The organism is Promicromonospora thailandica (assembly GCF_024171955.1).
Taxonomy (GTDB): domain Bacteria; phylum Actinomycetota; class Actinomycetes; order Actinomycetales; family Cellulomonadaceae; genus Promicromonospora; species Promicromonospora thailandica.
On the sequence record NZ_JAMTCS010000009.1, the window covers coordinates 130562 to 145952 of the forward strand.

Sequence of the window (15391 nt, forward strand, 5' to 3'; positions counted from 1 at the left end):
TCCGCCCGCGTGCTCACAGGTCACGCACCCGGATGTTGCGGAACTCCATGGCGTCCGCGTCGCTGTGGTTCTGCAGGCCGATGTACCCCTCGAGGAACTGCCGCAGGTCCGTGGGCGGGTCGCCCGCACGCGAGGACTCCTTGCCCGGCGAGTTCTCGAACTCGTTGATGACCTCGCCGTTGCGGATGATCGTGTACTGCTGGCCGACCACCTGGATCTCGTAGTCGTTCCACTCGCCCTTGGGGGTCACCCCGGCCTGGTCGAGGGTGTTCGGGTCGAAGTTGTACACCGAGCCCGTCTTCTGCGGCTCTCCGGTGGCCCCGTCGTAGATCTGGATCTCGTGGCCGCAGTAGATCGCCACCCAGGCCTCGTCGTCGGTGCCCTGCCCGCACTCGGGCTGCTCGTCACGCGGCAGCCGCGGGTCCGGGAACCGGGTGAACACGCCGCTGTTGGCGCTGCGCCCCTCCGGTGCGGTGTCCTTGAACTGGAGCTTGAGCGAGAAGTCGCCCAGCTCCTCGCCCGGGTACCAGAGCATGCCCAGGCCGCCCGTGGCCAGGATGGAGCCGTCCGGCTTCAGGTCGAACTTGCCGCCCGGGGCCTGCCGCCAGCCGGCCAGCGACTCGGCCGTGCCGTCGAACAGCCACCGGTAGCCGGTGGGGGCGTTCTCCCCGCCGATGCCGGACTCCTGCGCGGCGGCCACCAGGGCCTTGCGCTCCTTCTTGGTCACGACCTTGTCCGCGAGGAGCTGGTCGGCCACCGCGGTCACGTGGTTCACGAACCGGCCGTTGGTGTCCCACTCGGCCTCGTCCCGGACCAGGTCGTTGATGGTGCAGCCGCCCAGGTCGTCGTTGGCGACCGTGCTGTCCACCTCGCCGACGTGCACCGTGGCCCGGTCGTCCGGGATGGTGCACTCGGTGGTGACCGGCACGTCGACCGTGGTGGTCTCGCCGTCGGCGTAGGTCACCGTCAGCGTCGCCTCGTAGCTGCCCACGCGGGCGTAGGTGTGCCGCGGGTTCGCCTCGGTCGAGGTGCTGCCGTCGCCGAAGTCCCAGGCGTAGGAGACGCCGCCAGACGGGCTGCCCGTGAAGGCGACCGTCAGCGGGTCGCTCTGCACGCTGGCGCCGGACCCGGCCGGGACCGGCGTGGCCGGGCCGCCCGTGTAGCTGATCCGGACCAGCTTCTGCCGGTTGGTCAGGGAGAAGAAGCCCCCGCCGTAGTCCAGCAGGTAGAGCGCCCCGTCCGGACCGAACTTGGCGTCCATCCACTGCTCGACGGCGGCGTTCCCGTTGCCGCCGCGGACGATCTGGCGCAGGTCCTCGGCGAAGACCGGGGGACCGGCCTCGTCGACGGTGTCCGGGTTCACCGTGACGGCGATCCGGTTGTTCGCGTTCGACTGGTCACCGATGAACCACTTGTCGTCCCAGTACTCCGGCCACGCCACACCGCTGTCGGTGTCGACCTGCGACCGGTGGTAGGTCGGGCCGTCCATGATGGCCTGGCCGCCGCCCCGCAGGTACGGCTGCGTGTACGTGGCCTCCTCGTCGACGTACGACGGGATGCCGTCCTCGCCGATCGGGAAGACCGGGCCGCCGCCGCTGGGCGAGTACCAGATCATGTTGTCCCGCACCGGCGGGAGGTCCACCAGGCCGGTGTTGCGCGGCGAGGTGTTCTTCAGGTTGTCGCAGTCGTACCAGCCGGTCAGGACGCTCGCGTCCTCGTTGCTCCGGTCACGGTACGGCTGCCCGTCGCCCATGCAGTACGGCCAGCCCTGGTTGCCCGCCGACGTGATGATCGTGGCGGTCTCGTACTTGGCCGGGCCGAGCTCCGGGTTCGGCAGGCTCGCGTCGGGCCCCACCCAGGCGGCCGTCAGCCAGTCGTTCTCCTTGTCGTAGGCCAGGCGCGAGATGTTGCGCACGCCCATGACGTAGATCTCCGGCCGCGTCTTGTCCGCCGGGTACTCGCCCTCGGGGAAGAGGTTGCCCTCCGGGATCGTGTACGTGCCGTCCGGCTCCGGGTGGATCCGCAGGATCTTGCCGTTCAGGTCGTTCGTGTTGCCCGCCGTGCGGCGCGCGTCCTGGAACGAGATGCCCGCGAACTCCTGCGTCCAGTTGTTGCCCGAGTAGCCGTCCGAGCCGCCCGACGAGTTGCTGTCACCGGAGCCGATGTACAGGTTCCCGTCGTTGTCGAAGTCCATGCCGCCGCCCGCGTGGCAGCAGCTGTGGATCTGCGTGTCCCAGTGCAGCAGGTCCACGCGCGTGGCCTGGTCGATGGTGTTCGCCTCGGCGTCGTACGTGAACCGCGAGACGGTCCGCTGACCCACGCGCCGCTCCACGTCGATCGACTCGTGCGGCATCCAGTAGAGGTAGACCCACTGGTTCTCCTCGAAGTTCGGGTCCAGCGTGATGCCCAGCAGACCCTCCTCGTTCTTGACCAGCTCGCTGCCGCTGCCGCGGTTGCCCATCACGTCGAGGGTGGTGAGCAGCGTCGTCGACTCCGACTCCGGGTCCCAGCGGTGCACCGTGCCGCAGCCCAGGCCCACGTCCGGGTCCTCCCACGGCACGACCGGCCCGGACGGGCACGCGGCCTTGCCGATGTAGAAGACGCCGCCGTCGGGCGCCACCGTCAGGCCGTGCGGCTCACCGATCTGGTCCAGCTGGCCCGAGGCGTTCTGCGCCGTCAGGCGCTCGGCCTCGTAGTTCGCCGCGATGGTCGCCTGGCAGTCGCCGCGCACCATGCCCGTGGACCACAGCAGACCGCCCAGCAGGTGCGCGCGGAAGTCCTCCTCGGCGTAGCTCGCCGTCGTGCCGCCCATGCCCGTGTAGAACGACCGGCCGCCGTCGTAGTCGCGGCACCACGAGATCGGGTGGAAGGCGCCGTTCGCGCCCTTGCCCGGGTCGTAGTCCCACTCCTGCACCTGCGCGACGGTGTGCACGTCGCCGATCGGGTTCGGCGACCAGTTCAGCCACCGGTCCGAGCGGGTCCAGTTCAGCGGCAGCCCCTCGTTGGCGGGGTGGTCGCGGTCGACGACGTTCACCGTCGCCTCCTGCACCGGCACCACCGGGTCGGGCTCCTCCTCGGCGGACGCGTCGAACAGCTCGATCTCGGCGAGCTGCGTCAGGTCGTCGCCCGCGTTCGCCGTGATGTCGAGCCGGTAGTGCTGGTAGGCCGTCTCGTTCTCGAACCGGTAGTCCATCGGCGTGAACCGGTCGGGGAACTCCTGACCCTCCTGCGCGTCCAGGTCGGTCCACGTCTCGCCGTCGGTCGAGCCCTGCAGCGTCCAGGCCTGCGGGTCGCGGCCGGCGAAGTCGTTGGCCGACGTCAGCGCGTAGCGCGTGGCCACGGCGGGCTCCGCCAGCTCCAGGTCGATGACCGCCGTCGGCTCGAACGCGAGCCACTTGGTGTTGGTGTCGCCGTCGATCAGGTTCGGGGCGTCCTCGTTCGGCGGGTTCTCGGCGCTCGCGGTGACGCTCGCGACCTCCAGCGGGTCCGGCAGGTTGCCGGCCGGCCGGGTGCCGATCAGCCCGGTGAACCACTGCGAACGGTCCTGGGCGCGCGCGGCGTCGCGCACGCCGAGGAAGCCGCCGCCACCTTGGACGTACCCCTTGAGCGCGTCCTCCTGGGCCGTGCTCAGCTCGACGCCCTCGGCGGAGAGGAAGACCACGCCGCGGTAGTCCGCGAGGTTCTTCGCGGTGAAGACCTTCGGGTCGCTCGCCGTGTGCACGGTGAACCCGTTCTGGGCGCCGAGCTCACGGAAGGTCTTGACGGCGGTCGTGACCGGGTCCTTCTGCTGTGCCGGTGCCCCGTAGAACACCAGCACCGTGACGTCCGCGGCGTCCTGCGCGGCCGCCACCGGGGCGGTGTCCGCGACCGCGGTGCGCTGCGCCTGGGCGGGCACCGTCGCCATGCTGACGACGAGCGCCGCTCCGGCGAGCGCGGCGAACGCGCCCCGTACCGTTCTGCGCGAGGCGGCCGCCCCGCGTGTCCTGCGTCGTAATGTCCGTTCCATCACTGCTCCCTTGCGCGTGAGTGCGTGCTGGTCAGTGGCCGGAGTGGCCCGAGGCCTCGGCGTCCGTGCCTGCCTTCGTGTCCGCCTTCGTGTCCGACGCCGCGGCGTGGCTCCCGTGGTCGTGGAACCGGTCGATGGCGTCCTGCGCGCCCTCGGGCATGGAGCCGTCGGCGTTGCGCACCAGGAAGATGCCCGCCATGCCGCCGTCCGAGTGGAACTGGACGTGGCAGTGGTACATCCAGGCGCCCGCGCCCACCCGCTGCCCGGCCTTGACCTGGAAGCCGAACGAGTCGCCGGGGTTGAGGTCGCGGGTGTCGATCACCTGGCTGGGGTCGTCGGGCCCGGTGAGGTACCCGGTCCGGTTGTTGGCCCAGCGGTGGGCGTGCAGGTGGAACGTGTGGAACTGGTCCCCGTGCCCGATGGCGAGGAACTCCACCGTCTCGCCCAGGTTCGCCTCGAACATCGGGGTGTCCGGCGCCGACCTGTTGTTGATCGTCATGTCGTTGAACACGACCGTGTAGGTGCGGTCCGGCAGCACGTCGCCCTTGCGGCGCACGATCAGGCCGCCGTACAGGCCCGCGCGCAGGCCCGCCGTGCCGTGCTCGCCGTCCATCGCGTGGTCGTGGTACTGCCAGTAGCCGGCGCTGCCCGGCACCCAGTGGCCGTCGTCGAGCTGGGTCTGCACGTGGCTGCGCCAGGTGTACGTGCGCGTCTCGCCGGGCTCGTTGAAGGACGCGTTGAACGGGCTGCCGTCGGAGTCGGTCGAGTAGTCCACGCCGTGCGGGTGGATGGACAGGCGCTTGTCGGTGTTGTTCACCAGCTCGATCTGGAGGGTGTCGCCCTCCCACATCTCCAGCAGCGGTCCGGGGATCGTGGCCTTGCCCGGGGCCAGGCCGTATCCGTACTGCCCGCCGGACAGCTTCTCCGCGTAGATGGTGATGTGCCGGGTGGTGCCCAGCGTGGTGATCGGCCCGGGTCCGGCCGCGACCGCGCTGTCGGCGCCGAGCGCGAGGGCTGCCGTCGGGGCCATCAGGCCGGCGAGCGTCCCGGTGAGGACCGTACGGCGGGACACGCCGCCCCGCATGGTTCGGGTGTCAGAGCTGTTCTCAGGCATGCGTCTCCGTTCGACACCGCCGGGCGGGCGGTCGGGCCGGCCCGGCGAGACAGGGATCGGGAGGGATGGGGGCAGCTGACAGCGGTGTCACGAGGTGGACCACATCGTCGTTCCCTCCCAGGACGTCGGCTCGTGGCCGTCAGCGGCGACGGCCACGCCCTCATGACCCATGCGGCCGCCTTGCCGGGATGGCGAGGGTTGGCTCGCATGCGTGGTGTGCACCACAAAGTGGCTTTGTGAACCTATGGCGACTTCTGCCGAGTGTCAAGCAAAAGATGACGGACAATCGCCAGACTTCATCGGCTCGCACGGGTAAAAGGGGTGGTGAGACTGCTGCTCGCGCGCACCTTCCACCCCCACGCGAGGCGTCACAGAGCGGGCAGCAGCACCCAGAGGCCCGTCGCGACCAGGGTCGCGCCCGTGAGCAGGCCGGTCAGCGGGTGCACCAGGGCCACCGTGGGCCGGGCCAGCCGGGGGCGGGTGAGCGGACGCAGCGCCCACCCCAGCGGCCAGGCGAGCAGCGCGACGGCGACACCCGCCGCGCCGCCGAGGTACAGGGCCGGCACGTCGAGGGTGTCCGCGATCACCACGAGCTGGAGGCCCGTCGAGACGGCGACGACCGTCGGGATGAGGTGCACGCGGGACTTGCCCACGGTGACCCCGGCCTTGGCGTCGTCCTTCGCCGCGGCCACCGCCCGGCGGTACCTGCTGGCGAGGAGGCCGGTGCACAGCCGCGTGAGCCCCGCGTGGACCAGCAGTGCCGCGGCGTAGATGGCCACCACGCCGCCCGTCACCACGGTGCCGTCGGACCATGCCCGGACGGCGGCCAGGGCGCCGGCCGTCGCCAGGGCCGCCGCGGCGGCCGCCCCGGCGACCGGCAGCACGCGGGTCCAGGGGCCTGAGTGGCGTACGGTCCAGCCGAACCAGGCGGCGGCCAGGAGCCCCGCCGCCGTCGCTGCCAGGGCATGATCGCTCGCGTGCTCCATGGTCTTCCCTCCACCCGGAAAAACGGCACAAACCGGGCGGAAGCCTAGATCGTTTCCGCAGGTCAGGGAAGGTTTTGCGTATCCCGCTGGTGATGTCGCGCGACGTTCACGCGGTGTTCACCACCGCCGGCCGCGACGTGGCCCACGACCGCGGCGCGCGCGGCCGCCTCGTCGAGCGCGCTGTTGTGCCCGGCGTCCACCTCGAGCAGCCGGCTGCGGGGGTGTGCGGCGTGCAGCGCCCGGGCCGCGGCGGCCGGCACCTCGCGGTCGCGGGTGCCGTGCACGAAGAGCGCGGGTGCCGGGGCGGGGTGGCGCAACAGGTCGAACCGGTCCACCGGGTCGCGGTCCGCGGGGAACAGTCGGGCAGCGACCAGCGCGGCGTGCCGGGCGTCCAGCGCGGGCGGCATGTCGATGGTCCGCAGGAAGCCCGCGTTCAGGGCGCTGAACGACGGGACGGCGGCCACGGTCGCGAGCACGGCGCCCGGCAGGCCCTCCGCAAGGGCGATGCCCGCGGCGAGCCCGCCGAACGAGTGGCCGACGACGCCGGCGAACGGTCCGGCGTCGTCGGCGATCCGGCGGGCGATCGCGAGGTGGTCCAGGATCGTCGTGCGTCGTCCGGTGGAGTCGCCGTGGGCCACGCCGTCGAAGGCGAGCACGTGGTGGCCCGCCTGCTCCAGGTCGTCCACGAGGCGCGCGAACCGAGACGCGCGCGACTGCCAGCCGTGCACGAGCAGCACCGGGCTGCCCGCCGGGTCGCCCCACGCGTAGGTGGCGACCCGCTCGCCCGCGACGCGCAGCTCGCCGCGTCGCGCCCGCTCGTGGGTGGCGCGGTCCGCCTCGCGCACCGGGGTGCGGGGGCCGATCGTGCGGAACAGCCGGTAGGCGGCCGTCACGGCGAGGGATGGCGCCAGGCGGCCCGTCGTCCGGAACGCGGCGCGGACGGCGGGGTGGATCCGGGGCATGGGGGCTCCTGTCGAAAGTGTCTGGACGACCGTACGGATAGTATCCGAACGGTCGTACACTTTCCACCATGACCATGGGACGGGGCACCGGGACGGGTGCACGGCCGGCACCGGAGACCGACGGGCGGCGCCTGCGCGGCGACCGCACCCGCCGCGTCGTGCTCGACACCGCCGTCCAGGAGGCATCCGTGAGCGGCCTGGACGCGCTGTCGTTCGGCGCTCTGGCGGCGTCCGGCCCCGTCAACAAGAGTGCCGTCGCAGGCCTCTTCGGGTCCAAGGAGGGGCTGCAGCTCGCCACCGTCGAGCGCGCCCGCCAGATCTACACCGAGCACGTGATCGTCCCGGCCCGCGGCGCCCGGCGCGGCCTGCCCCGGCTGTGGGCACTGCTGCTGGCCTGGACCGAGTACTCCCGGGCGCGGGTGTTCCGCGGCGGGTGCTTCTTCCGCACCGTCGAGGTCGAGTTCGACATGCGGCAGGGCGCCGTGCGCGACGCCGTCGTCGCGGCACAGCGCACCTGGGAGTCCTACCTGGTGCACCACGCGCGCCTCGCGGTCGACGCCGGCGAGCTCGCCGCCGACACCGACCCCGAGCAGGTCGCCTTCGAGGTCGGCGCGGTACTCAACGCCGCCAACGACCGGTCCCTGCTGCTGGGCGACGACGCCGTCTACGACAGGGCGCTCGCCGCCGCGCGCGCCCTCCTGGTGGCGCACGGCGCCGACCCCGACGCCCTGGCCGGCAGCACTCCTGGGCCGGGTTAGGGTCGTTCGGTGAGCTCCACAGCATCCGCACGAGCATCCGCACGAGAGTCCGCACGCACGCAGCTGGTCGCCCTCGCCGAGCGGGGCTTCGAGGAGCCGTGGCCGCACGCCCGCGGCGCCTTCACGGGCGACGCCCGCCCCGCGTCGGTGCTCGTGCTGTTCGGCGTGCTCGACGACCTCCCGGCCGACCGTGCCCCGGACGCCGACACCGTGGTGCCCGCCGACCTCGACGTCCTGCTCCTGGCCCGGGCCGCGACCCTGCGCAGCCACGCCGGCCAGGTCGCGTTCCCCGGCGGCCGCGCCGAGGACGGGGAGGACGCCGTCACGGCGGCCCTGCGCGAGGCCGAGGAGGAGACGGGTCTCGACCCCGCCGGCGTCGAGGTGCTCGGCGCGTTCGGCGAGCTGCCCATGCCCGTGAGCAACCACGTGGTCACGCCCGTGCTCGGCTGGTGGGCGCGCCCCACGCCCGTGCGCGTGGTGGACGTCGCCGAGTCGGCCCACGTCTTCCGCGCCCCCGTCGCGGACCTGCTGGACCCCGCCAACCGGTTCACCACCGTCATGCGCCGCGGTCGTCAGACCTGGCGGGGCCCCGGCTTCCACGTGCACGACGGCGACGTGACCCACCTCGTGTGGGGGTTCACCGGCGGCATCCTCGACGCCATGTTCGACCAGCTCGGCTGGACCGAGACCTGGGACCGCACCCGAGAGCTGGAGATCAGCTGATGACGACCCCGACGACCGCAGAGACCACCCCGGGAACCGCGGAGGTGACCCGCGACGCGATCCGCGCCGCCGCGGTCCTCGTCCGCCCGCACGTGCGGCACACGCCCGTGCTCGACGTAGACCTCGCCGACCTCGGCGGCCCCGCCCACCCGCTCGCGCTCAAGCTCGAGTGCCTCCAGCACTCCGGCTCCTTCAAGGCCCGCGGCGCCTTCACCAGCCTGCTCACCCGCGACGTGCCCGCAGCCGGGGTCGTCGCCGCCTCGGGCGGCAACCACGGCGCCGCCGTCGCCTACGCCGCCGCACGCCTGGGCGTCCCCGCCACGATCTTCGTGCCCAGCGTGACGTCCGCGGCCAAGGCCGACCGCATCCGCGGCTACGGAGCCACCCTCGTGGTCGGCGGCGACCGGTACGCCGACGCGCTCGCGGCCAGCGAGGAGTTCGTCGCCGGCACCGGCGCCATGACCGTGCACGCCTACGACCAGCCCGCCACGCTCGTCGGGCAGGGCACCCTCGGCCTCGAGATCGGGCAGGACCTGCCCGACCTCGACACCCTCCTGGTCGCCGTCGGCGGTGGCGGGCTCATCGGCGGCATCGCCGCCTGGTTCCGCGGCGACGTCCGCGTCGTGGCCGTCGAGCCCGAGGGCGCCCCCACCCTGCACCGGGCGCTCGCGGCGGGCGAGCCCGTCGACGCCCCCACCGAGGGCGTCGCCGCCGACTCGCTCGCACCCCAGCAGGTCGGCCGGCTCATGTTCCCCATCGCCCAGCAGTACGTCGCCGAGTCCGTGCTGGTGAGCGACGACGACATCGTGTCCGCGCAGCGTGCCCTCTGGGACGCGGCCCGCGTCGTGGCCGAGCCGGGCGGCGCGACGGCGCTCGCGGCGCTGCTCTCCGGCGCCTACGTGCCCGAGCCGGGCGAACGCGTGGCGGTGCTCGTCTGCGGCGCCAACACGACGGCCGTCCAGCTCTGAGGGCTCAGTCCTCGTCCTCGTCCTCCTCGTCGTCGGGACCCGCGACGAGCAGGTCGATGTGCACCCCGAGCAGCGTCCCGTCCGCGGCGTGCGTGGTGACCACGGGGTAGAAGCCGTCGCCCCAGCCCGAGTGGGTGAGCACCACGTTCTCACCGGCCCGGGCCAGCGGCATCGTGATGTTCGCGCTGCCCTCGCGGTAGTGGTCCGCGGAGTCCATGAGCTCGAACCACGAGCCGGGCTCGCCCGAGTCGAACAGCAGGTCGTACCAGTCGGTCGAGTCCGGCGGCATGCACCGGGTGATCGCCTCGGCGTCCGCGAACCCGACGGTGCCCGCGTCGACGCCGACCCCGTAGTGCTCGCCGTCGTCCGCGGGCTCGGCGCCCTCCGGCGTGACGCCCCGCACCTCGGCGACGGGCGCGGCGTCCGAGATCACGAGCGACAGGTACGCCTCCCGCGGGTGGCTGCCGTCGCGCTCCTGCGAGACGTCGGCCACCGTGACGAACACGGGGTAGGAGCCCGGCTCGACACGCACCACCAGGCTCTCGCCCAGGGAGACGTACGGGTCGGACGCCTCGATGCGTCCCGACGGTGCGTGGAGCACGCCGAGGGCGTGCACCGTCTGGGGGTAGGGGGTGCCGTCGGGTGTCCCGTCCAGCAGCGCGAAGAAGGGCTGGTCGTACGCCGTGCCTGAGGTCATGCTGGGAAGGTAGCGGGACCCACTGACACTGTGCTCAGCCGAGGAGCTGCGCCATCGCGTGCTCCCCGACCCCCACCATCACCGGGTGGGTGTCGGGGTAGGAGAAGCAGATGGTCGTGTACAGCAGGGCCCAGCCCTGGGCACGGCGCCACATCCCCGCGTCCCAGCCGCGTCCGCCCCGGGCGCGGGCGTCCACCACGGCGCGGAACCGGCGCCGGCCCTCCGCGTCGAACGTCAGCCACATCGCGCCGAGGTCGGACGCCGGGTCGCCGCTGGTCACGTCCCCGAAGTCGATGACGGCCGCCAGGCGGCCGCCGTCGGCCACGAGGTTGGCCGGGTGCGGGTCGCCGTGCAGCCACATCGCCACGCCGTCGTACTCCGGCGCCGACACGGCGTCGGCCCACAGGGCACGGGCGCGCCGGTGCAGGCGCTCGGGGAGCAGCGGCAGGCGGTCCTCGAACGTCGCCTGGCGCTCGCCGACCGGGATGCCGCGGAACCTGTTGCCGGGTGCGTCCTCCGGCGCCGGCCGGTGCAGCGCCACGAACACGTGCGCCAGCTGCTCGGCCCACGCCGTCCGCTCGGGGACCGGGACATCGGCCGCGGGGACGCCGTCCGCCCAGCGCACCACGCCCCACGGCCACGGGTACCCGAGCGCGGCGCTGGGGGTGCCGACCCGCACCGGGGCGGGCACCGGCACGGGCAGGCGCGGCGCGAGCAGGGGGAGCACGCTGTGCTCGTTGCGCATGAGCTGCGCCCCGAGCTCGCGGCGGGGCAGCCGCAGCGCGAGGTCGTCGCCCAGCCGGACCATCACGTTGTCCCAGCCGTTCGCCACGATCCGCAGCGGGCGGTCCGCGAGGTCGGGGTGCTGCTCGGCGAGCAGCGACCGGGCGAGGTCGACGGTCACGTCGAGGTCGGCGGCGACCACGGGCGTCCTCCGGGGTGTGTGGCGGGCGGGGGCGGCCCACGCTACCGGGCGCGGCCCTGCCGGGGCGGGGATACTGGGGGCATGGTCACCACCTGGACCGACGCCGACCCCGACGCGTACCTCGACGCGGTGACCCCGGCCGTGCGGCGACGGGACGCGCTGACGCTCCGTGAGCTCATGGAACGGGTCACGGGCGAGCCGCCGCGCATGTTCGGGAGCTCGATCGTGGGCTTCGGCGAGTACCGCTACGAGTACCCGAGCGGACGCTCGGGGCACGCGGCCGCCGCGTCGTTCGCGCCCCGGCGGGCCGCCACCACGGTCTACCTGCCGGACGGCGTCGGCGCGCACGCCGGGCTGCTGGAGCGCCTCGGGCCGCACACCACCGGCGTCGGCTGCCTGTACCTCAAGGACCTCGGCGCCGTGGACCTCACGGTGCTGGAGGAGATCGTGCGCCGGTCGTGGGAGACGGTGAGCGGCGGGACGTTCGGGCAGCGGGCGCGGGAGTCCTGAGCGGCGGCCCGGGCAACGGCCCGGGAACGTTCGGCGGCCCGATCGCGTTGACACCAGGCCCGACGACGAGGAGACCCGGTGCAGTCACGCCCGACCGAGCAGTTCCCCGAGCAGCAGACCCCGCAGCGGCCCGCCCAGCAGGCCGTCGAGCAGGCGTACGTGGACGCCCTGTACGCCCGCCTGGACGCCGACACCGCCCGCGTGCGGGCCGACCTCGGCGCGGCGCTGCGCGAGAAGGGCGACCCGGAGGACGCGTACACGCGGGAGGTCCGCGTCGCGATGCTGGACCGCCGGGTCCGCGCGCTCGACGCGGCCGAGCACCACCTCTGCTTCGGGCGCATCGACCACGCCGACGGCGGCTCGCTGCACCTCGGCCGCACCGGGCTGAGCGACGGCGACGAGCAGCTCCTCGTGGACTGGCGCGCCGAAGCCGCCCGCCCGTTCTACGCCGCCACGGCGGCACACCCCATGGGCCTGCGCCGACGGCGGCACCTGGGCCTGGACGGCCGCCGCGTCGCCCGCGTGAGCGACGAGATCCTGGACGGCTCCGACCCGGGGCCGGACGACGTCGTCGGCGACGGGCCGCTCCTGGAGGCGATCAGCGCCCGGCGCACCGGCCGGATGCACGAGGTCGTGGCGACGCTGCAGGCCGAGCAGGACGCGATCATCCGGTCCGCGCACCGCGGCGTCACCGTCGTGGAGGGCGGGCCCGGCACCGGCAAGACGGTGGTCGCGCTGCACCGCGCCGCGTACGTCCTGGCGGGCTTCGAGGACGCGCGGGCCGACGGCGTGCTGGTGCTCGGTCCCAACGCCCGGTTCCTCGACTACATCGCGGAGGTGCTGCCGTCGCTCGGCGAGAACGACGTCACCCTGAGCACCGCCGACCGCCTGGTCGCCGACGCCCTGTCGGACGTGCTGCCGGACGCGGCGTCGGCCACGCCCGGGTACGAGCTGCGCCGGGCGGCCGGGGACGTGCGCCTGGCCGACGAGCTGGCGGAGATCGTGCGCGGCTACCAGGCGCCCTCGGGCACCCTGACGGTGCTGGTCGACGGCGACCCGGCGACGCTCGACGAGCACGCCCTGGCCGAGGCGCGGGAGAACGCGGCCGGCACCGGGCTGCCGCACAACCAGGCCCGCGCGGTGTTCAAGGACCTGGTCGTGGACTTCGTGGCCGACGAGGTGCAGGCCCGGGCGCGGGTGCTGCTGGCGAGGCTGGACGAGGACATCGAGGTGCTCACCGGCGGCGTGAACGTCGACAAGGCCGCCGCGGCGGACCTGGCGCGGCTCGGCTTCGCGCCGGACGAGGGCGGCGCGTTCGGGCACGCCGCGGCCGTGGCCGAGCTGGACCCGGGCGCGCTGCGCGCCGAGCTGACGGGCGACCTGGCCCTGGAACGGGCGGTCGAGGCCGCGTGGCCCCGGCTGGAGGCCCAGGACGTCGTGCTGGACCTGCTGGACGCCCGCCCGGAGCTCGCGGCCCACGACGGCGCCCCCGGCGCCCCGTGGTCGGTCGCCCACCTGCCGCTGCTGGACGAGGCCGAGCACCTGCTGAACGGCCCGCCCGCGCGGACGTACGGGCACGTCGTCGTGGACGAGGCGCAGGAGCTGACGCCGATGCAGTGGCGGTCGGTCCTGCGGCGCTGCCCGGGCCGGTCCATGACCGTGGTCGGCGACCTGGCGCAGGCCGGGCCGGCCACGGGGGCGGCGTCCTGGGCGGACGCGCTGGGCGCCGACCTGGCGCGGCGGGCCGACGTGCGCACCCTGACCGTCTGCTACCGCACCACCGCCGAGGTGCTGGCCGAGGCCGCGCCGCTGCTCGGGCGGATCGCCCCGGACCAGGAGCGGGCCCGGGCCGTGCGGCACGGGGACGCGCCCCGGCACCGCGCCGCACCGGACGACCTCGCCGCGGCCGTGGCGGAGGAGGTCGGCCGCGAGCTCGGCCACGGGGACCTCGTGGCCGTCGTCGCCGCCGACGACGCCGTGCCCGCCCTCGCCCGGGCCGTCGGCGACGCCGCCAACGCGGCAGGCGCGGTGCGCGTGGTGCCGGTCTCGCAGGTGCGCGGCCTGGAGTTCGACGCCGTCGTCGTGGCCGACCCCGAGGGCATCACCGCGGCCCGTCCGGGCGGGGAGCGTGACCTCTACGTCGCGCTCACCCGGCCGACACGCCGGCTGGTGGTCGTCGAGGCGTGACCTCCGCGGCCCCGGCCGGCGCCGCTCACCAGCTCGTCGCGACCGGCATGCCCTCCTGGTAGCCGGCGGCGGACTGGATGCCCACCACGGCCCGCTCGGAGAACTCCGCCAGGGAGCGGGCGCCCGCGTAGGTGCACGAGGAGCGCAGCCCCGAGGTGATCTCGTCGAGCAGGTCCTCGACCCCGGGCCGGGCCGGGTCGAGGTACATCTTGCCGCTGGAGATGCCCTCCTCGTACAGGGCCTTGCGGGCCCGGTCGAACGCGGTGCCGCTGCCCGCCGTGCGCGCGGCGACGGCACGCGCCGACGCCATGCCGAACGAGTCCTTGTAGAGCCGGCCGGTGCCGTCGTCCTTGAGGTCGCCCGGGGACTCGTACGTGCCCGCGAACCACGAGCCCACCATGACCTGGGAGGCGCCCGCGGCCAGCGCGAGGGCGACGTCGCGCGGGTGCCGCACGCCGCCGTCGGCCCAGACGTGCCTGCCGAGCTCGCGCGCGGCGGCCGCGCACTCCAGCACGGCGGAGAACTGCGGCCGCCCGACGCCGGTCTGCATGCGCGTGGTGCACATCGCACCCGGGCCCACGCCGACCTTGAGGATGTCGGCGCCGGCGGCGACGAGGTCGCGCACGCCGTCCGCCGTGACCACGTTGCCCGCCACGACGGGCACGGACGGGTCCACGGAGCGCACGGCGTCCAGCGCGGCGAGCATGCGGGTCTGGTGGCCGTGCGCGGTGTCCACCACGAGCACGTCCACGCCCGCGGCCAGGAGGTCCTTGGCCTTGGCGGCGACGTCGCCGTTGATGCCGACCGCGGCCCCCACGCGGAGCCTGCCGCTCGGGTCGAGCGCGGGCGAGTAGATCGAGGAGCGCAACGCGCCCTTGCGGGTCAGCACCCCGGCCAGCAGGCCGTCGCGCACCACGGGCGCCACGTCGAGGCGTGCGGAGTGCAGCACGTCGAACGCCGCCTCCAGGCCGCGCGGGCCGTCCAGCACCGCGGCGTCCAGGAGCAGCGGCTCGGCGGACATCACCTCGGACACGCGGGTGAACCGGTCGACGTCGGCGCAGTCCGACTCGGTCACCACGCCCACCGGGCGGTCGTCCTCGACGACCACGGCGGCGCCGTGCGCGCGCTTGCCGAGCAGGGTCAGCACGCTGTGCACGGTGTCGTGCGGGGAGACGACCACCGGCGTCTCGACCACCGGGTCCTTGGCCTTGACGTCCGCCACGACGCCCGCGACGACGTCGGCCGGGACGTCCTGCGGGAGGATCGCCAGGCCGCCGCGCCGGGCGACCGTCTCGGCCATGCGGCGACCGGCCACCGCGGTCATGTTGGCCACGACCACGGGGATCGTGGTGCCGGTGCCGTCGTCGGACGAGAGGTCCACGTCGAACCGCGACGTGACGTCCGAGCGCGAGGGAACGAGGAACACGTCACCATAGGTGAGGTCCGTGGTGGGGGACTGCCCCGGGAGGAAGCGCACGGTTCTCAAGAGTAAAGAGTTCTTCTGCCTGTGCCTATGAGTCTGAGCACATCGGTGTGGAGGTATCGCAGATGCCCT

12 protein-coding genes are annotated in these 15391 nt (G+C 73.9%); 5 read left to right on the forward strand and 7 right to left on the reverse strand.

The features are described from left to right. Window positions 1-13: 13 nt before the first annotated feature. The 4 genes from APR03_RS15530 to APR03_RS15545 all read right to left on the reverse strand — a co-directional run bounded on the left by APR03_RS15530 (window position 14) and on the right by APR03_RS15545 (window position 7068). Window positions 14-4006, reverse strand: a complete 3993-nt coding sequence (locus tag APR03_RS15530; RefSeq protein ID WP_253837040.1) for a ThuA domain-containing protein — start codon at window positions 4004-4006, stop codon at window positions 14-16. Window positions 4007-4037: 31 nt separating this feature from the next. Next, the gene (locus tag APR03_RS15535; protein WP_253837041.1) at window positions 4038-5078 is read right to left on the reverse strand and encodes a multicopper oxidase domain-containing protein; all 1041 of its coding nucleotides are present in this window, start codon (window positions 5076-5078) and stop codon (window positions 4038-4040) included. Between the two features lie 410 nt (window positions 5079-5488). Beyond that, window positions 5489-6106, reverse strand: a complete 618-nt coding sequence (locus APR03_RS15540) for a hypothetical protein (protein WP_253837042.1) — start codon at window positions 6104-6106, stop codon at window positions 5489-5491. Window positions 6107-6168: 62 nt separating this feature from the next. Continuing rightward, window positions 6169-7068 (reverse strand): alpha/beta fold hydrolase, encoded by a 900-nt coding sequence (locus tag APR03_RS15545; protein WP_253837043.1) that lies wholly within the window; start codon window positions 7066-7068, stop codon window positions 6169-6171. A 68-nt stretch (window positions 7069-7136) separates the two neighbouring features. Here APR03_RS15545 and APR03_RS15550 point away from each other — a divergent pair, with 68 nt between their 5' ends. The 3 genes from APR03_RS15550 to APR03_RS15560 are packed head-to-tail and all read left to right on the forward strand — an operon-like array spanning window position 7137 to window position 9517. Further along, entirely contained in the window at window positions 7137-7826 is a 690-nt protein-coding gene (locus APR03_RS15550) for a TetR/AcrR family transcriptional regulator (RefSeq protein ID WP_308216505.1), read from the forward strand. A 9-nt stretch (window positions 7827-7835) separates the two neighbouring features. Then, the gene (locus APR03_RS15555; RefSeq protein ID WP_253837044.1) at window positions 7836-8549 is read left to right on the forward strand and encodes an NUDIX hydrolase; all 714 of its coding nucleotides are present in this window, start codon (window positions 7836-7838) and stop codon (window positions 8547-8549) included. Next, window positions 8549-9517 carry a threonine/serine dehydratase gene (locus APR03_RS15560; RefSeq protein ID WP_253837046.1) on the forward strand — a complete coding sequence of 323 codons (969 nt, stop codon included), beginning with the start codon at window positions 8549-8551 and terminating at the stop codon, window positions 9515-9517. The genes APR03_RS15555 and APR03_RS15560 overlap by 1 nt, the downstream gene beginning before the upstream one ends. A gap of 4 nt (window positions 9518-9521) precedes the next feature. Here APR03_RS15560 and APR03_RS15565 read toward each other — a convergent pair whose 3' ends face one another. After that, on the reverse strand, window positions 9522-10214 hold the full coding sequence (locus APR03_RS15565) for a DUF4241 domain-containing protein (protein WP_253837048.1): 693 nt from the start codon (window positions 10212-10214) through the stop codon (window positions 9522-9524). 34 nt (window positions 10215-10248) lie between these two features. Next, on the reverse strand, window positions 10249-11139 hold the full coding sequence (locus APR03_RS15570) for an aminoglycoside phosphotransferase family protein (RefSeq protein WP_253837050.1): 891 nt from the start codon (window positions 11137-11139) through the stop codon (window positions 10249-10251). An 81-nt stretch (window positions 11140-11220) separates the two neighbouring features. Here APR03_RS15570 and APR03_RS15575 point away from each other — a divergent pair, with 81 nt between their 5' ends. Continuing rightward, window positions 11221-11649 (forward strand): DUF1801 domain-containing protein, encoded by a 429-nt coding sequence (locus tag APR03_RS15575; RefSeq protein WP_253837052.1) that lies wholly within the window; start codon window positions 11221-11223, stop codon window positions 11647-11649. Between the two features lie 78 nt (window positions 11650-11727). Beyond that, entirely contained in the window at window positions 11728-13836 is a 2109-nt protein-coding gene (locus APR03_RS15580) for a HelD family protein (RefSeq protein WP_253837054.1), read from the forward strand. A gap of 25 nt (window positions 13837-13861) precedes the next feature. On the opposite strand, the gene APR03_RS15585 is transcribed toward APR03_RS15580, so the two are convergent. Further along, window positions 13862-15313, reverse strand: coding sequence for a GuaB1 family IMP dehydrogenase-related protein (locus APR03_RS15585; protein WP_253837056.1), 1452 nt, complete (start codon window positions 15311-15313; stop codon window positions 13862-13864). Between the last annotated feature and the right edge of the window lie 78 nt (window positions 15314-15391).

Excerpts from the sequence above, each read along its gene's own strand:
- APR03_RS15565 (WP_253837048.1), bottom strand. The coding sequence starts at position 10,214 with ATGACCTCAGGCACGGCGTACGACCAGCCCTTCTTCGCGCTGCTGGAC.
- APR03_RS15550 (WP_308216505.1), top strand. The coding sequence starts at position 7,137 with ATGACCATGGGACGGGGCACCGGGACGGGTGCACGGCCGGCACCGGAG.
- APR03_RS15530 (WP_253837040.1), bottom strand. The coding sequence starts at position 4,006 with ATGGAACGGACATTACGACGCAGGACACGCGGGGCGGCCGCCTCGCGC.
- APR03_RS15560 (WP_253837046.1), top strand. The coding sequence starts at position 8,549 with ATGACGACCCCGACGACCGCAGAGACCACCCCGGGAACCGCGGAGGTG.
- APR03_RS15540 (WP_253837042.1), bottom strand. The coding sequence starts at position 6,106 with ATGGAGCACGCGAGCGATCATGCCCTGGCAGCGACGGCGGCGGGGCTC.
- APR03_RS15575 (WP_253837052.1), top strand. The coding sequence starts at position 11,221 with ATGGTCACCACCTGGACCGACGCCGACCCCGACGCGTACCTCGACGCG.
- APR03_RS15545 (WP_253837043.1), bottom strand. The coding sequence starts at position 7,068 with ATGCCCCGGATCCACCCCGCCGTCCGCGCCGCGTTCCGGACGACGGGC.